The following is a 17,509-nucleotide window of genomic DNA, read 5'->3' on the forward strand; positions in this document are numbered from 1 at the left end:
TAACCCGCCCACACAGTACATGCGACCTCAGCGCTTCTTCTTCGGCTTCAGGTATTTCATCAAGCCCTGGAACCACATCACCAGCGCCGGATTGCCTTTGATCTGGATGTTCTTGTCCTGAATCCCCTGCATGAAGGCCAGCTGCTTGTTGCCCGCCTGCAGCGTGGCGAACCCGTAAGCGGCATCCTTGAAGGCAATGGCGAAAGCCGGCTGTGGGTGTACGCCACCTTTGCTGCTGATGCGTTCGTCACTGACGATGAAGTGCCGGGCGATTTTGCCGTCCAGAGTCTGCATCTGGAAAACCAGGTCCTTGTCCTTGAGCTGCTGCTTGAACGCCGGGTTGTTACGGCTGGCCCTGGCCATCAACAGCCCCATGGCCCAGAGAAGAAAGCGGAACTTCATCAACGCGCCTCGAATAAAAAATGACTGAGTCGCGCAGTTTATCCTCTTCTCGAACGATTTACGCAAGTTCGCAACATATCCCCACACAAAGCACAACGGGCACCCTAGGGCGCCCGTTTGGCTGACACTGGGGGTTGTCAGGTGTGGATCATTTGACTTTCTTGGCCGGCTTGGCAGTCGTGTTGACGCTGTCGCGCAGGTTTTTGCCAGGCTTGAAGGCTACCGTGTTGCTGGCCTTGATCTTTACCGGCTCGCCGGTCTGTGGGTTCTTGCCGGTACGCGCGCCGCGGTGACGTTTTTCAAAGGTGCCGAAACCGACCAGGGTTACGGTGTCCTTGTCCAGGGCACCCGTGATGCTGTCGAGAATCGCATTCAGCACCACGTTGGCCTTTTCCTTGGTCAGATCGGCCTTATCGGCGATGACAGCGGCGAGTTCTGGTTTGCGCATGGTAAAGCCTCTTTGACGGGATTTTTTGTTGTTATGCCGTGCTGCCTCTGGGGGCAGCGCTCAAGGCACCGCAGGCTCTAATCTGCGGCAGACGGAAGTGAGAATGGCACGCCCACCGAGGCCGCGCCAGTATCTGGGCGGCCATTGTGTGGGCAACAACAGGGTAAATCCGACAGAACGACGTCTATTTAGGCCATTACAGGCGGTAACTGGCGATTCAGGGCCAGCTTCTCCATGACTGCCGCACCGGTCAGGGCATAGCCCAGCAGCGTGCCGTCGGCATCGTGGCACAGCACCTTGAGGTCACTGCCCTGCCCTTGCACCTGCCAATTGCCTTCACGCCCTTGCGGTGGCGGCGAGACAACCAGCGGGCACGCCGGGGTCTTCACGGTGATCGGCATCGGGCCGTAGCTGACGGCCGTGGGGTTGCCCGCCAGGGTCTGCGCCAAGGCCCGGGCACAGCTCATCAGCGGCATGACATAAAGCAGGTTGATGCCATCGACCTCGGCACAGTCACCCAGGGCGTAGATGTTGTCGTGGGAGGTTTGCAACTGGCGGTCCACAGCCACGCCGCGGTTGATCTTGAGGCCGGCGGCAGCGGCCAGATCGGTACGTGGGCGCAGGCCGATAGCCGACACCACCAAGTCACAGGCGATCACGCTGCCGTCCGACAAATGCGCTTCAAGGCCTTCAGCCACACGCTGCAGACGCGTCAGCACCGGGCCCAGGTGAAAGCGCACGCCAAGCCCTTCGAGCCCGGCCTGCACGGCGGCGGCGGCGGCTGGGTGCAACAGGGTCGGCATGACCTGTTCGCACGGGGCCACCACATCGACCTTGAGCCCGCCCAGGCTCATGTCATTGGCAAACTCACAGCCGATCAGCCCGGCCCCCAGCACCAGCACGCGCTGTTTGCCGGCAGCGGCGGCGCGAAAGCGTGCGTAATCCTCCAGGTCATTGATCGGGAAAACCTGCCCGCCAGCATCGCCCTCGATCGGCACCTGCACGGTCTGGGCCCCCCAGGCCAGTACCAGGTCGCGATAGGCCACAGCCTCTTCGCCGATCCACAGGCGCTTGTGCCCGGGGTCGATACCGCTGATGCGCGTGTGGGTGCGGATTTCGGCCTTGAGCTGCTCGGCCATCGCGCCCGGCTCGGCCATGCACAGCCCATCGGCATCCTTGAGCTTGGCGAAGCCCGTGGAGAGCATGGGTTTGGAGTAGGAACGACCATCGTCGGCGGTAATCAACAGCAGCGGCGTCTCGCCATCGAGCTTGCGAAATTCACGGGCCAGGTTGTAACCGGCCAGGCCAGTACCGATGATGACTACAGGGGACGTCATGTCGTGCTTTCCTCAGTTGAAACAGGGTTGTGATCAGCCAATCTCGATCATTTCGAAGTCGCTCTTGCCCACGCCGCAGTCGGGGCACAGCCAGTCCTGCGGCACATCTTCCCAGCGGGTACCGGGCTCAATGCCGTCATCCGGCCAGCCTTCGGCTTCGTTGTAGATCAGGCCACAGACAATACATTGCCACTTCTTCATGGGTACGCGGTTCCTCGGTTCAGGCGTTGTGTCGCTGCTGATGGGCTTTTCGCGGGCAAGCCGCACATAGGGCCATCGCGCAATCTTTGGGGGCTTTTTACTGGCCCTGCCAGCAGTATGCAAGCAGTCGGGGCAACATGCTAAGCTCGCCGCCTCTCTGGCTGTAACAAGCATACCGACGTGTCGTACGAATCCCCGCAAGCAGCCGCTGTCGCGTGGCTGGCGTATTCACAGCTGGCGACCAAGCTCGACCAGCCGACCCTGGGCTGGCTGTTCGACGAGGGCTCGCTGACTCGCCGCCTCACCCACCTGTCCCGCGAGCATTTCTGCGTGACCCCGCTGCATGAAGGCTGGCAGACCCTGCGCGATGACGAGTGCCAGGCGCTGGGCATTGCGCCCGGGGCACAAGGCTGGGTGCGCGAAGTCTACCTGCGCGGCCATGGCCAGCCCTGGGTATTCGCCCGCAGCGTGGCCAGCCGCAGCGCCCTGGAGCGCGGCGGCCTGGACCTCGAGACCCTGGGCAGCCGCTCGCTGGGCGAGTTGCTGTTCTGTGATCAGGCATTCATTCGCCACCCAATCCAGGTGTGCAGTTATCCACAGGCCTGGTTGCCGGCCGAAGCCGCGCACGACGGGCTCTGGGGCCGCCGCTCACGTTTCGAACGGGACGGCCTGGACCTGCTGGTGGCCGAGGTATTCCTGCCAGCCTTGTGGCAAGCGGCCAAGGAGGAAACCCGCTGATGTACCTGCAATTGCTCAAGTCGCTCAACCGCTGGCACCCGCGCGCCTGGGACTTTGTCCAGCTAAGCCGCATGGACCGCCCGATCGGTATCTACCTGCTGCTGTGGCCTACCCTGTCGGCGGTGTGGATTGCCGGGCAAGGTTCGCCGACCCTGGCCAACGTGCTGATCTTCGGCCTTGGCGTTGTGCTGATGCGCGCCGCAGGTTGCTGCATCAATGACTTTGCCGACCGCAAGGTCGATGGCCACGTCAAACGCACCGCCGACCGCCCCCTGGCCAGCGGCCGGGTCAAGCCACGCGAGGCGCTGGCGCTGTTCGCGATCCTGGTCGCGGTAAGTTTTCTGCTGGTGCTGTGCACCAACAGCCGCACGATCTGGCTGTCGTTCGGGGCGGTAGCCCTGGCGTTCTGCTACCCATTCATGAAGCGCTACACCTATTACCCGCAGGTGGTGCTGGGCGCCGCGTATTCCTGGGGCATCCCCATGGCCTTCACGGCGGCCGGGGGCGAGCTGCCGGCCAGCGCCTGGCTGCTGTACATCGCCAACCTGCTGTGGACCGTGGGCTATGACACCTATTACGCCATGGTCGATCGCGACGATGACCTGAAGATCGGTGTGAAGTCGACGGCTATCCTGTTCGGCGAAGCGGATCGGGTGATCATCCTGACCTTGCAGCTGCTGTCGTTGGGCTGCCTGCTGCTGGCGGGGAGCCGCTTCGAACTGGGCGGCTGGTTCCACCTGGGGCTGCTGGCGGCTGCCGTGTGCTTTGCCTGGGAGTTCTGGTCGACACGCAAACTGGACCGGGATTCATGCTTCAAGGCGTTTTTGCACAATCACTGGGCGGGGCTGCTGGTCTTCATTGGCGTTGTCCTGGACTACGCGCTGCGCTGACAGTCAATACAGACCCTGTGGGAGCGGGTCTAACCGCTTCCACAGGGTCATGCAAAGTGCCTCAAGGCTTGGCGACGTGCCAGACGTCTTTCACGCCATCACCGGTCATGTCACCGGCTTTCTTGTCCTTGATGAAGGTATACAGTGGCTTGCCGTCATAGGCCCACTGCATCGAACCATCATCGCGCTTGATCTGCGTCCACTTGCCTTCATTCTTTTCGTTTGCCTGGGCCGCCAACGGTGGCCAGTTCTTCGCGCACTCACCATTGCACATCGACTTGCCGCCAGAATCTTTGTCGAAGGTATACAGCGTCATCTCTGTTTTAGGCGTGACCAACATGCCGTTCATTTCCTTGGCCTGATGGTGGGCCGACGCTACCCCCGGCAGCGCCAGTGCAGCGAAAAGGGCCATCCAGTTCAGCGTGTGTCGTGTCATTGGAATCACCATGTATTCGGGGGTGGAAAGAGTTCGACTAACCGCCACAGCGGCCCCTTGAAGCCTAGCCCAGTCATGCAATGTCGCCATAACAGCCAATGTCCTGTCACACAGCTGCAATAATTCCGTTATCTAATGCGGGCCAGACACGATTTTCCAGGAGAGGTTTTGAGCATGGTTGGCAGGAACATTCTGATCGTCGACGACGAAGCGCCTATTCGCGAGATGATCGCCGTTGCATTGGAAATGGCCGGCTACGACTGCCTGGAAGCAGAAAACTCCCAGCAGGCCCACGCGATCATCGTCGACCGCAAGCCTGACCTGATCCTGCTCGACTGGATGCTGCCGGGCACCTCGGGTATCGAGCTGGCCCGCCGCCTGAAGCGTGACGAGCTGACCGGGGACATCCCGATCATCATGCTCACTGCCAAGGGTGAGGAGGACAACAAGATCCAGGGCCTGGAAGTGGGTGCCGACGACTACATCACCAAACCGTTCTCACCGCGCGAACTGGTCGCCCGCCTGAAGGCCGTGCTGCGTCGCACCGGCCCGAGCGACAGCGAGGCACCGATTGAAGTGGGCGGCCTGCTGCTCGACCCGATCAGTCACCGCGTGACCATCGACGGCAAGCCCGCCGAGATGGGCCCCACCGAATACCGCCTGCTGCAGTTCTTCATGACCCACCAGGAGCGCGCCTACACCCGTGGCCAGCTGCTCGACCAGGTCTGGGGCGGCAACGTCTATGTCGAGGAGCGTACCGTCGACGTGCACATCCGCCGCCTGCGCAAGGCGCTGGGTGAAGCTTACGAAAATCTGGTACAAACCGTCCGCGGCACTGGCTACCGCTTCTCGACCAAGAGCTGACAAGCCTGCACGCCTGGCTGCACGTCGTTGTACAAGGACCGTCAATTGAACCAGAACTGGCACGCGACCCTGATTCGCCACCTGCTGCTGCTGATCACTGTCTGCCTGGTCGGCGGGCTGGTCAGCGGCTATTACGGCTGGAGCCTGGCCATCGGCCTGGCGCTGTACCTGGGTTGGACCCTCAAGCAACTGCTGCGCCTGCATGACTGGCTGCGCAACCACCAACCCGACGAGGCGCCACCCGACGGTTACGGCCTGTGGGGCGAAGTGTTCGACAGCATCTATCACCTGCAACGTCGCGACCAACGCGTGCGCGGCCGCCTGCAGGCAGTGATCGACCGGGTCCAGGAGTCCACTGCCGCGCTGCGCGATGCGGTGATCATGCTCGACAGCGACGGCAACCTGGAGTGGTGGAACCGCGCCGCAGAAACCCTGCTGGGCTTCAAGACCCCGCAGGACGGCGGCCAGCAGGTGACCAACCTGGTACGCCACCCGCGCTTCAAGGAGTACTTCGAAGCGGAAAACTACGTCGAGCCGCTGGAAATCCCCTCGCCGATCAATGACCGTATGCGCGTGCAACTGCACATCACTCGCTACGGCAACAACGAGCACCTGATGCTGGTACGCGACGTCACCCGCATCCACCAGCTTGAACAGATGCGCAAGGACTTCGTCGCCAACGTTTCCCACGAGCTGCGGACACCGCTTACGGTGATTACCGGCTACCTGGAAACCCTGCTGGACAACGTCGAGGACGTGAACCCGCGCTGGCGCCGGGCCCTGCAGCAGATGAGCCAGCAAGGCTCGCGCATGCAGACCCTGCTCAACGACCTGTTGCTGCTGGCCAAGCTGGAAGCCACCGACTACCCCTCCGACAACCTGCCAGTGCCGGTCGAAGCCCTGCTGCAGTCGATCAAGGGTGATGCCCAGGCGCTGTCCGGGCCGCGCAACCAGCGCATCAGCCTGGAGGCCACACCCGGCGTGTGCCTCAAGGGCAGCGAGGCCGAGCTGCGCAGTGCGTTCTCCAACCTGGTGTTCAACGCGGTCAAGTACACCCCGGACGAGGGCAGCATTCGCATCCGCTGGTGGGCCGATGCGCACGGCGCACACCTGAGCGTGCAGGATTCTGGCATTGGTATCGATGCCAAGCATTTGCCGCGATTGACCGAGCGGTTTTACCGGGTCGACTCCAGCCGGGCGTCCAATACCGGGGGCACAGGGCTGGGCCTGGCGATCGTCAAGCATGTGCTGTTGCGCCATCGCGGGCGGTTGGAGATCAGCAGTGTGCCGGGGCATGGGAGCACCTTCACCTGCCATTTTGCACCAGCACAATTGGCTAACGGCAAGGGTTGAGTGGGCTGCCCAACAGCCCCATCACGTCCATCACCCTTTGCTTTTGCGGCTTCAACCGCTACATTGGATCCCCTGTGCCAGCCTGTGCTGGCACTTTTTTTCTCCATTCCCCAAAGACGGACCCCGTAAAAAATCCATCATGGACCCTTCCCCTGGTATCAGCCTCACCTCGTTATTCGCCGATTTCGGCATGATCATCTTTGCCTTGCTCCTGGTACTGCTCAACGGCTTCTTCGTAGCCGCCGAGTTCGCCATGGTCAAGCTGCGCTCCACCCGCGTCGATTCCATCGCCGAACTGCACGGCTGGCGTGGCAGCATCCTGCGCAAGGTACACAATCAGCTGGACGCCTACCTGTCCGCCTGCCAGCTGGGCATCACCCTCGCCTCGCTGGGCCTGGGCTGGGTCGGTGAGCCGGCCTTCGCCCACCTGCTGGAGCCGCTGCTGGCCTACTTGGGCGTCGACACGCCGGAGCTGATCAAGGGCATTTCGTTCTTCGTCGCCTTCTTCGTCATCTCTTACCTGCACATCGTGGTCGGTGAGCTGGCGCCCAAGTCCTGGGCGATCCGCAAGCCCGAGCTGCTGTCGCTGTGGACGGCAGTGCCGCTGTACGTGTTCTACTGGGCCATGTACCCGGCCATCTACCTGCTCAATGCCAGCGCCAACACCATCCTGCGCATTGCCGGCCAGGGCGAACCTGGCCCGCACCACGAGCATCACTACAGCCGCGAAGAGCTCAAGCTGATCCTGCACTCCAGCCGCGGCCAGGACCCGAGCGACCAAGGCATGCGCGTGCTGGCCTCGGCGGTGGAAATGGGCGAGCTGGAGGTGGTCGACTGGGCCAACTCCCGCGAGGACATGGTCAGCATCGACGCCCACGCCCCGCTCAAGCAGATCCTGGCACTGCTGCGCCGCCACAAGTTCAGCCGTTACCCGGTGTACGACGCCGAGCGCGAAGAGTTCACCGGTTTGCTGCACATCAAGGACCTGCTGCTGGAGCTGGCCGAGCTCGACCACCTGCCCGAAACCATCGACCTCGAAGACCTGGCCCGGCCGCTGGAGCGCGTCTCCCGGCATATGCCGCTGTCGCAGCTGCTGGAGCAGTTCCGCAAGGGCGGTGCGCATTTCGTGCTGGTGGAAGAAGCCGATGGCAAGGTGATCGGTTACCTGACCATGGAAGACGTGCTGGAAGTGCTGGTGGGCGATATTCAGGACGAACACCGCAAGACCGAGCGCGGCATCCTCGCCTACCAGCCGGGCAAGCTGCTGGTGCGCGGTGACACGCCGCTGTTCAAGGTCGAGCGCCTGCTGGGTATTGACCTTGACCACATCGAGGCCGAAACCCTTGCTGGGCTGATCTATGAAACCCTCAAGCGCGTGCCTGAGGAAGAGGAAGTGCTGGAGGTCGAAGGCCTGCGCATCATCATCAAGAAGATGAAAGGGCCGAAGATCGTCCTGGCCAAGGTGCTGAAGCTGGATTGACCTCAGGCGGGGCCGCCTTCCGGCCCCAGCCCGCTCAAGGGTTGCCGGCGGTGAAGTCCGGCAACCCGCTGATTGGCCTGTCGAACTGATACGGTATCGACTCCAGCGCCAAGCCCACGTTGCGCTGCACCACAAAATGCAGGTGCGGCCCGCTGCTGTTGCCGGTATTGCCCGACTTGGCCAGCATCTGCCCCTGTTTGACCCGCTGCCCCTCGCCCACCACCACCGAACCGCGCATCAGGTGCAGGTACACGCCCATGGTGCCGTCCGCGTGCAGCACCCTGACGAAATTGCCCGAGGGGTTGCTGCCGCGCCCGGTCTGGCTGTTCTCGACCCTCACCACCACGCCTTCGCGCGCGGCAACGATGGTGGTGCCTTCAGGCATGGCGATGTCCATGGCGTAGCGCCCTTTGGGGCCGAAGTGGCTGAAACGGCCGTTGGGCCCCTGGCTCACCCGGAATGGCCCGCCAAGCCAGGGGAAGGCGTAGCGAAAGCCCTGCGGCCGCAGCCCCGGGTCGCCCATGGCTTGCAGCAGCGTCGAGCGGTAACCCAGCAACGTACCGGGGCGGCCCCTGAGCACGCTGAGCATTTGCGTTGAACGCCCCGGCAGCACCCTGCGCACGATACGGGGGGCATTGCCGCCCTGCGCGTTTATCAGCTTGTCCAGGTGCAACTCGACCTGCACCGGCACGTGCGACTCATTGCGCGCAGAAAAGCTGACGCCACCCTGGAAGACGACCGCGTTGAGCCGCACCTGGCTTTCCTGGTACTCGACCATGGATTCGCGCAGCTCCAGTGGCTTGGCGCCGGGGCCTGGGCGGTCGGAATAGGCCGCTACACCGTCGGCATCGGTGATCGGGTAGAGGGTCACGCCCAGGCTCGACGCCGAGGCCATGAGCAATGCACAGAACAGCAGCAGGCGGGCGGGCATGATAGTGGCTTTTTGACAGGTATGATCTGTCGAAGCCTAGCAGCGGCTTTTGCGGTGAGTATGACAGTTGGTCGGATGGTGATCGTCCGCTGTGGCAGCGGCCTTGCGTCGCGCAAGGCCGCACGCACCCACAGGAGGGCAGTGGCTATCAGGCGCCGGGCGTGAAGTGCTTTTGCGCGGTGCCGCGAGCAATCAGCCGCGACAGGTAATCGAGCTTCTGCGCATCCTGATCGACGAACTTGAACGTCAGCTGCAGCCAGTCGCTATCGGGCTTGGGCTCCAGCGCCGCGATGGCATGCAGGTAACCGTTCAGCCGCGCAACTTCGGCGTTTTCGCCCTGCTCCAGGTCCAGTACTGCACCCTCTAGCACTTGCGGCAGCGCTTCGCTGCGGCGTACCACCAACAGCGCTTCCTTAAGGCTCAATGCCTTGATCACGCAAGGCTGAATCCCGCTGGCCAAGCGCAGCTGGCCTTGGCCACGGCCAGACGGTGCGGTTGTGGCTGGCGCAGGTGCCTTCGCCAAAGGCTTCACCGGCGCTGGCGCAGGTGCCGCAACCTTGGCCGCCTGAGGGTTGCCGCCGGTCAAAGCACTCAAGGAGTCATTGGCAAACGCCGAATTCACCCGCGCAGGCCCGGTTGCCATCAGGCTGTCGAGCTTGCCGATCTTGGCCAAGGCCTTCTTCACCTTGGTCAGCAACTGCTCATTGGTGAACGGTTTGCCGACGAAGTCGGAAACCCCCGCCTGAATGGCCTGGATCACGTTCTCCTTGTCACCACGGCTGGTCACCATGATGAACTGCAGGCTCTTCAACGCAGGCTGCTGGCGGCACCAGCTGAGCAGCTCAAGGCCAGACATTTCCGGCATTTCCCAGTCGCACAGGACCAGGTCGAACGGCTCCTTGCCCAACATGGCCATGGCCTTGCGACCGTTGACCGCATCGTCGATGACCATGCCGGGAAAGGCATTGCGCAGGCATTTCCTGACCAGGTCGCGGATGAACGGGGCGTCGTCCACGACCAGTACATTGACTTTACTCATCGATACTCCTCTTGAATCCCGACTAGCCTACCGGCAAGCAATGGCCATTTGCCACAGCTGCGCGTGTAGCGGGACTTCTTCACACCGTTCGCGGGTGCCTGGTGGCTGCTCGACCGCAAACGAAAACGCCCGGCCTAGGCCGGGCGTTGATGCTCGGGAGCAGTACTATTTATCGTCCGGTTCAGCCGGAACATTAGCGCTTTCAGCCTCTTCGACGGGGGTGCCCTGCACTTCCGCCTTCATGCGCTTGAGGCCCATGTGGCGGACGTCGGTGCCGCGTACCAGGTAAATCACCAGCTCGGAGATGTTGCGCGCGTGGTCGCCGATGCGCTCCAGCGAACGCAAGGCCCAGATGACGCTGAGCACCCGCGAGATCGAACGCGGGTCTTCCATCATGTAGGTCACCAGCTCACGCAGGGCGGTCTTGTACTCGCGGTCGATGGTCTTGTCGTACTGTGCCACCGACAGTGCCAGGTCGGCGTCGAAGCGGGCAAAGGCATCCAAGGCATCGCGGACCATGTTGCGCACCTGGTCGCCAATGTGGCGCACCTCGACGTAGCCGCGTGGCGACTCGCCCTCTTCGCACAGCTGGATGGCACGACGGGCGATCTTGGTCGACTCGTCGCCGATGCGCTCCAGGTCGATCACCGACTTGGAGATGCTGATGATCAGCCGCAGGTCGGAGGCCGCCGGCTGGCGGCGGGCAAGGATGCGTACGCACTCCTCGTCGATGTTGCGCTCCATCTGGTTGATCTGCTCATCGACCTCGCGCACTTGCTGGGCCAGGCCCGAGTCGGCCTCGATCAGAGCAGTAACCGCGTCGTTGACCTGTTTCTCGACCAGGCCGCCCATGGCCAGAAGGTGGCTGCGCACCTCTTCAAGCTCGGCGTTGAACTGCTGGGAGATGTGATGCGTAAGGCTTTCTTTGTTGATCATCGTTTCGCTCCGCGAAAAAGCTGCAAGCCTCAAGCCGCAAGCTTCAAGTCGTTCGTGTTATCCCTTGGCCCCCGGCCTGCGGCTGGCAGACCGGCTAGCCGTAGCGACCGGTGATGTAGTCTTCGGTCTGCTTCTTCGCCGGGTTGGTGAACAGGGTATCGGTATCCCCGAATTCGACCAGTTTGCCCATGTACATGAACGCGGTGTAGTCCGAAACGCGCGCCGCCTGTTGCATGTTGTGGGTCACGATGACGATGGTGTATTTGGATTTCAATTCGTAGATCAGTTCTTCGACCTTCAGCGTCGAGATCGGGTCCAGTGCCGAGCACGGTTCGTCGAGCAGCAGCACTTCCGGCTCCACGGCAATGGTACGGGCGATCACCAGACGCTGCTGCTGGCCACCGGACAGGCCCAGGGCCGAGTCATGCAGGCGGTCCTTCACCTCGTCCCACAGGGCAGCGCCCTTGAGGGCCCATTCGACCGCTTCGTCGAGGGTGCGCTTCTTGTTGATGCCTTGGATACGCAGGCCGTAGACGACGTTCTCGTAGATGGTCTTGGGGAACGGGTTCGGCTTCTGGAACACCATGCCCACACGACGGCGCAGCTCGGCCACGTCCTCGCCCTTGCGGTAGATGTTGGTGCCATACAGGTTGATGGCGCCCTCCACGCGGCAACCGTCAACCAGGTCGTTCATGCGGTTGAAGGTACGCAGCAGGGTCGACTTGCCGCAGCCGGACGGGCCGATGAAGGCGGTCACGCGCTGCTTGGGGATATTCATGCTGACGTCGAACAAGGCTTGCTTGTCGCCGTAGTACAGGCTCAGGCCCGGTACTTCGATGGCCACGGTCTCTTCGGCCAGGCGCAGGCTCTGCTTGTCGCGGCCCAGGGCAGACATGTCGATGCCGTGGGTATGGGATTCGTGCTGCATGGTCTCACTCCGTTTGTAGCTGCAAGCTTTAAGCTGCAAGCTGCAAGTTAGGGCAAAGCGGCACTCCTTTTGGAGCTTGCCGCTTGTGGCTTAAAGCTTCAATCAGTGGTCGAGGGCCTTGTACTTCTCGCGCAGGTGGTTACGGATCCACACTGCCGAGAGGTTGAGGGTGGCGATCACCAGCACCAGCAACAGCGCGGTGGCGTACACCAGCGGCCGGGCGGCCTCGACGTTCGGGCTCTGGAAGCCGACGTCATAAATGTGGAAGCCCAGGTGCATGATCTTCTGGTCCAGGTGCAGGTACGGGTAGTTGCCATCGAGCGGCAACGACGGTGCCAGTTTCACCACACCCACCAGCATCAACGGCGCCACTTCACCCGCAGCACGGGCCACGGCGAGAATCATGCCGGTCATCATGGCCGGGCTGGCCATTGGCAGGACGATCTTCCACAGTGTCTCGGCCTTGGTCGCGCCCAGGGCCAGGGAGCCCTCGCGCACGGTACGTGGGATACGCGCCAGCCCTTCTTCGGTGGCCACGATCACCACCGGCACCGCCAGCAGCGCCAAGGTCAGCGAGGCCCACAGCAGGCCCGGGGTACCCAGGGTCGGTGCCGGCAACGATTCGGGGAAGAACAGCCGGTCGATCGAGCCACCCAGCACATAGACGAAGAAGCCCAGGCCGAATACGCCGTAGACGATCGCCGGTACGCCTGCCAGGTTGTTCACTGCAATGCGGATCAGGCGGGTCACCGGGCCCTGTTTGGCGTATTCGCGCAGGTACACTGCAGCCAGCACGCCGAACGGGGTCACGATCACCGCCATGATCAGGGTCATCATCACGGTACCGAAGATGGCCGGGAAGATCCCGCCTTCGGTGTTGGCTTCGCGTGGGTCGTCGCTGAGGAACTCCCAGACCTTGGCAAAGTAGGTACCCATCTTGGTCAGGCCGGACATGCCGTTCGGCTGAATGGCGTGCACCACCTTGCTCAGGTTGATCTCCACTTCACGGCCGTTGCCGTCGCGCGCTACCAGGCTGTCGCGGGAGAAGGCCTGATGCAGGCCGCTGAGACGGTCTTCGATGGCCTTGTAGCGGCTGTTCAGCTCGGCACGCTCGGCGTCCATGTCGGCCTGGGCGGCGGCGTCGAGCTTGCCGTCCAGTTCCAGCTTGCGGCTGTGCAGGCGCAGGCGCTCCAGGCCATGGTTGATGGCGCCGATGTCTTTTTTCTCGAGTTGCTGCAGCTCGCCGTTGAGCTGGTTGGCGCGCTTGAGGCGGGCCTGCAGCTCGTTCCAGGCGGCAGGGCCCTCGGCAACCACGCGGCCTTGTTCCTTGACGCTGACCAGGTAGCCGTAGAAGTTGCCCCACTCGCGACGTTCCAGCGCCATCAGGTCGGCCGGGCGTTGCTCGTCGACCAGCCACTCGCCCACCACCCAGGAGAAGTCACTGCCGTTGAGGTCGCGGTTACCGACCTTGATCAGCTCACGGGTCATGAACTCCGGGCCCTGCTCAGGTACCGGCAAGCCGGCACCTTTGAGGCGGGCACGGGGCACCTCTTCTTTTTGCACCACTTCGCCGATGACGACGTGATCAGCCTGGCCCGGCACCTTGTAGGTGGCCTGGATCAGGTCGGCCGGCCAGAAGTGGCCCAGGCCGCGCACGGCGATGACCGACAGCAGGCCGATGGTCATGATCACCGCCATGGCAACCGCGCCACCGCTGATCCAGACGCCAGGGGCGCCGCTCTTGAACCAGCCTTTGAGGGAATCCTTTTTCACGGATCTCTACCTTTCTATCAAAGCGACGAGTATTTCTTGCGCAGACGCTGGCGAATCAGCTCGGCCAAGGTGTTCATGACGAAGGTGAACATCAGCAGCACGAGTGCCGCCAGGAACAGCACGCGATAGTGGCTGCCACCGACTTCCGACTCCGGCATTTCCACCGCCACGTTAGCGGCCAGGGTGCGCATGCCTTCGAACAGGTTCATCTCCATTACCGGGGTGTTGCCGGTGGCCATGAGCACGATCATGGTCTCGCCCACCGCACGGCCCATGCCAATCATCAGCGCCGAGAAGATACCCGGGCTGGCGGTGAGGATGACCACGCGGGTCAGGGTCTGCCACGGCGTCGCACCCAGGGCCAGGGAGCCCAGGGTCAGGCTGCGTGGCACGCTGAACACGGCGTCTTCGGCAATCGAGTAGATGTTCGGGATGACCGCGAAGCCCATGGCGATACCGACCACCAGGGCGTTGCGCTGGTCGTAGGTGATGCCCAGGTCATTGGTGATCCACAGGCGCATGTCGCCGCCGAAGAACCAGGTTTCCAGGTAAGGGCTCATGGTCAGGGCGAACCAGCCGGTGAACAGGATCACCGGGATCAGGATCGCCGCTTCCCAGCCATCCGGGACGCGCAGGCGGAACGACTCGGGCAGGCGGCTCCAGGTGAAACCGGCCAGCAGGATGCCGAACGGCATCAGCAGGAACAGGCTGAACACACCCGGCAGGTGGCCTTCCAGGTACGGCGCCAGGAACAGGCCGGCGAAGAAGCCAAGGATCACCGTTGGCATCGCTTCCATCAGCTCGATCACCGGCTTGACCTTGCGGCGCATGCCCGGGGCCATGAAGTAGGCGGTGTAGATGGCGGCGGCAATGGCCAGCGGGGCTGCCAGGATCATCGCGTAGAACGCAGCCTTCAAGGTACCGAAGGTCAGCGGCGACAGGCTCAGCTTGGGCTCGAAGTCGGTGTTCGACGCGGTCGACTGCCAGACGTACTTGGGCTCGTCATAGTTCTCGTACCAGACCTTGCCCCACAGCGCGCTGAAGGAGACTTCCGGGTGCGGGTTCTTGAGGCTCAGCGGCAACAGCTTGCCACCTTCCTCGATGATGATGCGGTTGGCACGCGGCGACAGGGCCAGGATGCCAGCACCCTCTGCAGCCGGCTCGACCAGCAAGGTGCGGTGCGCGGTGCTGTGGAACACACCGAGCTTGCCGTCGGCGTCGAGGGCGATGAAGCCCTTGCGGCGCTCTTCGGCATCGATCTGGACGACCGGCGCGCTGCCCATCTGGAAGCTGCGGATCAACTTGAAGCGCGACTCGCCATCGGGGTCACGGGCCATGAACCACTGGCTCAAACCACCCTTGGAGTCACCGAAGATCAGCGAGATACCGCCGACCAGCTGGCCACTGGCCGTGATCTCGGCATTGCCATCTTCCAGCAGCTTGTAGCGGCCGTTGAGGCTTTTGTCGCGCAGGCTGAAGACGTCGGCGGTGGCACGGCCGTTGACCACATACAGCCACTGCTGACGCGGGTCGATGTAGATGGCCTTGACCGGCTCGGTCATCTGCGGCAGGTCGATACGGCTCTGCTCGCTGGTGACCTCACCGGTCATCATGTTCTCTTCGCGGGTCAGCTGGGTGACCTGCAGGTGCGAACCGGTGGAGCCCGCCAGCATCAGGTTTTCGCCGTTGACGTTGACGCTCACGTGCTCCAGCGCGCGGCCCTGGTCGTCAAGCACGAACGCGTCCTTGCCGTAGGGGTAGTCGATGCCTGGGCTGATGGTTTTCTTGTTGTCCGGGTAGGTGATCTTGTAGGTGTGGTGGAACACCAGCGCCTGACCATTGGACAGCCCCAGCACAACCAGCGGGCTACCCGGCTGATCGGTGCTGATCGAACTCACCTGGGTACCTGCCGGCAGCGGCAGGTCGACGCGCTGCAGCTCGGCACCGGTCTTGGTGTCGAAGAACAGCGCCTGGCCCTTGTCGGAAACCCGCATGCCCACCAGGTTCTGCTCTTCAAGCGCGATCATCAGCGGCTTGCCGGCATCCTGTTGCAGCCAGGTCGGCTCCAGGGCCTTCTTGCTGGTCAGTTCGGCGCCCTGGAACAGCGGCAGCACCACGTAGGCCAGGTAGAAGAAAATCAGGGTAATTGCCGCCAAGACGGCAAGCCCGCCCACCAGTACATACCAGCGGGTCAGGCGGTCCTTGAGCGCACGCATGCGGCGCTTGCGTTGCAACTCCGGCGTATTGAAATCAATCCGCACGGGTTGGGAATTTTGGGTCATGGTGGAGTTGGCCAGATCATTCATGCGCACACCCTAGCGGTCCCGTATGACAAAAACATGACAATGCAGTGACGCAAGAAAGCCCGACGCGCAGGGATCCTGGCTTCGGACTGAGAATTCGTGGAGGAGGCCGGGCATCGGTACCGGCCTCTTCCTCAGTTACTTACTTCTTTGCAACGTTACCGGCGTGGGACAGGCCCAGGTCAGCCAGGGTCTTGTCGACCACTTTGGCAGGCAGCGGGATGTAGCCATCCTTCACCACGACCTGCTGGCCAGCTTGCGACAGCACCAGCTTGATGAACTCGGCGTCCAGCGGGGCCAGAGGCTTGTTCGGGGCCTTGTTGACGTAGACGTACAGGAAGCGCGACAGCGGGTACGTACCGTTCAGGGCGTTGGCTTCGTTGTCTTCGACGAACTCGCCGCCTTCTTTCTTGGCCAGGGCGACGGTCTTGACGCTGGCGGTCTTGTAGCCGATACCCGAGTAGCCGATGCCGTTCAGCGAGGAGCTGATCGACTGCACGACCGAAGCCGAACCAGGCTGTTCGTTGACGTTAGGCTTGAAGTCGCCTTTGCACAGGGCTTCTTCCTTGAAGTAACCGTAGGTGCCCGATACCGAGTTACGGCCGAACAGCTGCACTGGCTTGTTGGCCAGGTCGCCGGTCACGCCCAGGTCACCCCAGGTTTTGACATCGGCCTTGGCGCCGCACAGGCGGGTGGACGAGAAGATCGCATCGACCTGCGCCATGGTCAGGCCCTTGATCGGGTTGTCCTTGTGCACGAAGACTGCCAGGGCGTCTACGGCAACCGGGATGGCGGTTGGCTTGTAGCCGTACTTCTGCTCGAAGGCCTGCAGCTCGACGTCTTTCATCTTGCGGCTCATCGGGCCCAGGTTGGCGGTGCCTTCGGTCAGCGCGGGTGGCGCGGTGGAGGAGCCGGCGGCCTGGATCTGGATGTTTACGTTGGGGTATTCCTTCTTGTAGGCCTCGGCCCACAGCGTCATCAGGTTCGCCAGGGTGTCGGAGCCAACGCTGGAGAGGTTGCCCGATACACCGGTGGTTTTGGTGTAGGTCGGGATTGCTGGGTCGACAGCGGCTACCGCATTGGCGGTGGCAACGCCAGCGGCGGCAAAGGTAAGGGCCGCCATCAAACGCTTCAGTTTCATGCCTTGCTCCTAGCAGGAATATTGGGGGTGTTGGATGGATCGGGCCCAAGTATCTGCAGGCCGCATGAATACGATATGACTTCAATATGACAATTGGATGAAAGGCCATCACCGGTTGTCCGGGATGGCCTTTTCAAAATGTTGCTGGGCGAGGCGGCCACACCGGATGCCACTGCGGCAGACACTACAGAGGCGCTTCGGCACGTGCTGAGATGTTACCTGTGGGAGCGGGCTTGCCCCGCGAATGGGGGCACGCGGTGCCTGGCACCGGCTTCGCCGGTATTCGCGGGGCAAGCCCGCTCCCACCAG

The 17,509-nt window shown here is 62.6% G+C and carries 17 protein-coding genes; 5 read left to right on the top strand and 12 right to left on the bottom strand.

Annotation, left to right across the window (positions count from 1 at the left end; translation table 11 throughout):
* Positions 1 to 27: 27 nt before the first annotated feature.
* The 4 genes from PC358_RS21005 to PC358_RS21020 all read right to left on the bottom strand — a co-directional run bounded on the left by PC358_RS21005 (position 28) and on the right by PC358_RS21020 (position 2,388).
* Positions 28 to 402 carry a helicase gene (locus PC358_RS21005; RefSeq protein ID WP_033702341.1) on the bottom strand — a complete coding sequence of 125 codons (375 nt, stop codon included), beginning with the start codon at positions 400 to 402 and terminating at the stop codon, positions 28 to 30.
* A 148-nt stretch (positions 403 to 550) separates the two neighbouring features.
* A complete protein-coding gene (locus tag PC358_RS21010; protein ID WP_033702342.1) occupies positions 551 to 850 on the bottom strand; it encodes an HU family DNA-binding protein in 300 nt (99 codons plus the stop codon).
* 188 nt (positions 851 to 1,038) lie between these two features.
* Complete coding sequence (locus tag PC358_RS21015) at positions 1,039 to 2,187, bottom strand: NAD(P)/FAD-dependent oxidoreductase (protein WP_033702344.1); 1,149 nt, start codon at positions 2,185 to 2,187, stop codon at positions 1,039 to 1,041.
* A gap of 33 nt (positions 2,188 to 2,220) precedes the next feature.
* Entirely contained in the window at positions 2,221 to 2,388 is a 168-nt protein-coding gene (locus PC358_RS21020; protein ID WP_033702346.1) for a rubredoxin, read from the bottom strand.
* 180 nt (positions 2,389 to 2,568) lie between these two features.
* Between PC358_RS21020 and PC358_RS21025 the strand changes: the two genes are divergently transcribed.
* Both PC358_RS21025 and ubiA read left to right on the top strand, forming a co-directional pair.
* Positions 2,569 to 3,126 (top strand): chorismate--pyruvate lyase family protein, encoded by a 558-nt coding sequence (locus PC358_RS21025; protein WP_033702348.1) that lies wholly within the window; start codon positions 2,569 to 2,571, stop codon positions 3,124 to 3,126.
* A complete protein-coding gene (ubiA, locus tag PC358_RS21030) occupies positions 3,126 to 4,016 on the top strand; it encodes a 4-hydroxybenzoate octaprenyltransferase (RefSeq protein WP_033702350.1) in 891 nt (296 codons plus the stop codon). The genes PC358_RS21025 and ubiA overlap by 1 nt, the downstream gene beginning before the upstream one ends.
* Before the next feature lie 61 nt (positions 4,017 to 4,077).
* On the opposite strand, the gene PC358_RS21035 is transcribed toward ubiA, so the two are convergent.
* The gene (locus PC358_RS21035; RefSeq protein ID WP_033702352.1) at positions 4,078 to 4,452 is read right to left on the bottom strand and encodes a COG4315 family predicted lipoprotein; all 375 of its coding nucleotides are present in this window, start codon (positions 4,450 to 4,452) and stop codon (positions 4,078 to 4,080) included.
* Positions 4,453 to 4,626: 174 nt separating this feature from the next.
* On the opposite strand from PC358_RS21035, the gene phoB reads away from it, so the two are divergent.
* The 3 genes from phoB (at position 4,627) to PC358_RS21050 (ending at position 8,149) form a co-directional block, all read left to right on the top strand.
* Positions 4,627 to 5,316 (top strand): phosphate regulon transcriptional regulator PhoB, encoded by a 690-nt coding sequence (gene phoB / locus PC358_RS21040; RefSeq protein ID WP_003253341.1) that lies wholly within the window; start codon positions 4,627 to 4,629, stop codon positions 5,314 to 5,316.
* 45 nt (positions 5,317 to 5,361) lie between these two features.
* Positions 5,362 to 6,669 carry a phosphate regulon sensor histidine kinase PhoR gene (gene phoR, locus PC358_RS21045; protein WP_033702354.1) on the top strand — a complete coding sequence of 436 codons (1,308 nt, stop codon included), beginning with the start codon at positions 5,362 to 5,364 and terminating at the stop codon, positions 6,667 to 6,669.
* Between the two features lie 139 nt (positions 6,670 to 6,808).
* Entirely contained in the window at positions 6,809 to 8,149 is a 1,341-nt protein-coding gene (locus tag PC358_RS21050; protein WP_033702357.1) for a hemolysin family protein, read from the top strand.
* A 34-nt stretch (positions 8,150 to 8,183) separates the two neighbouring features.
* Here the strand turns inward: PC358_RS21050 and PC358_RS21055 are convergent, their stop codons facing one another.
* The 7 genes from PC358_RS21055 to PC358_RS21085 form a co-directional block, all read right to left on the bottom strand.
* A complete protein-coding gene (locus tag PC358_RS21055; RefSeq protein ID WP_033702359.1) occupies positions 8,184 to 9,080 on the bottom strand; it encodes a peptidoglycan DD-metalloendopeptidase family protein in 897 nt (298 codons plus the stop codon).
* A 148-nt stretch (positions 9,081 to 9,228) separates the two neighbouring features.
* A complete protein-coding gene (locus PC358_RS21060) occupies positions 9,229 to 10,119 on the bottom strand; it encodes a response regulator (protein WP_033702361.1) in 891 nt (296 codons plus the stop codon).
* Between the two features lie 165 nt (positions 10,120 to 10,284).
* Positions 10,285 to 11,055 carry a phosphate signaling complex protein PhoU gene (phoU, locus tag PC358_RS21065; protein ID WP_033702363.1) on the bottom strand — a complete coding sequence of 257 codons (771 nt, stop codon included), beginning with the start codon at positions 11,053 to 11,055 and terminating at the stop codon, positions 10,285 to 10,287.
* Positions 11,056 to 11,149: 94 nt separating this feature from the next.
* Entirely contained in the window at positions 11,150 to 11,983 is an 834-nt protein-coding gene (gene pstB / locus PC358_RS21070) for a phosphate ABC transporter ATP-binding protein PstB (RefSeq protein ID WP_033702365.1), read from the bottom strand.
* A gap of 102 nt (positions 11,984 to 12,085) precedes the next feature.
* Positions 12,086 to 13,756 carry a phosphate ABC transporter permease PstA gene (gene pstA, locus PC358_RS21075; protein WP_033702367.1) on the bottom strand — a complete coding sequence of 557 codons (1,671 nt, stop codon included), beginning with the start codon at positions 13,754 to 13,756 and terminating at the stop codon, positions 12,086 to 12,088.
* A gap of 17 nt (positions 13,757 to 13,773) precedes the next feature.
* Positions 13,774 to 16,062, bottom strand: coding sequence for an ABC transporter permease subunit (locus PC358_RS21080; protein WP_033702369.1), 2,289 nt, complete (start codon positions 16,060 to 16,062; stop codon positions 13,774 to 13,776).
* Positions 16,063 to 16,201: 139 nt separating this feature from the next.
* Positions 16,202 to 17,200: a phosphate ABC transporter substrate-binding protein PstS gene (locus PC358_RS21085; RefSeq protein WP_033702371.1), complete on the bottom strand. Its 999-nt coding sequence runs from the start codon at positions 17,198 to 17,200 to the stop codon at positions 16,202 to 16,204.
* Between the last annotated feature and the right edge of the window lie 309 nt (positions 17,201 to 17,509).

It is taken from the genome of Pseudomonas capeferrum (assembly GCF_000731675.1).
GTDB classification, from domain to species: Bacteria; Pseudomonadota; Gammaproteobacteria; order Pseudomonadales; family Pseudomonadaceae; genus Aquipseudomonas; species Aquipseudomonas capeferrum.

Coding starts and splice junctions, on each gene's coding strand:
- PC358_RS21005 (WP_033702341.1), bottom strand. CDS start 402: ATGAAGTTCCGCTTTCTTCTCTGGGCCATGGGGCTGTTGATGGCCAGG.
- PC358_RS21010 (WP_033702342.1), bottom strand. CDS start 850: ATGCGCAAACCAGAACTCGCCGCTGTCATCGCCGATAAGGCCGATCTG.
- PC358_RS21015 (WP_033702344.1), bottom strand. CDS start 2,187: ATGACGTCCCCTGTAGTCATCATCGGTACTGGCCTGGCCGGTTACAAC.
- PC358_RS21020 (WP_033702346.1), bottom strand. CDS start 2,388: ATGAAGAAGTGGCAATGTATTGTCTGTGGCCTGATCTACAACGAAGCC.
- ubiA (WP_033702350.1), top strand. CDS start 3,126: ATGTACCTGCAATTGCTCAAGTCGCTCAACCGCTGGCACCCGCGCGCC.
- PC358_RS21035 (WP_033702352.1), bottom strand. CDS start 4,452: ATGACACGACACACGCTGAACTGGATGGCCCTTTTCGCTGCACTGGCG.
- phoB (WP_003253341.1), top strand. CDS start 4,627: ATGGTTGGCAGGAACATTCTGATCGTCGACGACGAAGCGCCTATTCGC.
- PC358_RS21050 (WP_033702357.1), top strand. CDS start 6,809: ATGGACCCTTCCCCTGGTATCAGCCTCACCTCGTTATTCGCCGATTTC.
- PC358_RS21055 (WP_033702359.1), bottom strand. CDS start 9,080: ATGCCCGCCCGCCTGCTGCTGTTCTGTGCATTGCTCATGGCCTCGGCG.
- PC358_RS21060 (WP_033702361.1), bottom strand. CDS start 10,119: ATGAGTAAAGTCAATGTACTGGTCGTGGACGACGCCCCGTTCATCCGC.
- phoU (WP_033702363.1), bottom strand. CDS start 11,055: ATGATCAACAAAGAAAGCCTTACGCATCACATCTCCCAGCAGTTCAAC.
- pstB (WP_033702365.1), bottom strand. CDS start 11,983: ATGCAGCACGAATCCCATACCCACGGCATCGACATGTCTGCCCTGGGC.
- PC358_RS21080 (WP_033702369.1), bottom strand. CDS start 16,062: ATGAATGATCTGGCCAACTCCACCATGACCCAAAATTCCCAACCCGTG.
- PC358_RS21085 (WP_033702371.1), bottom strand. CDS start 17,200: ATGAAACTGAAGCGTTTGATGGCGGCCCTTACCTTTGCCGCCGCTGGC.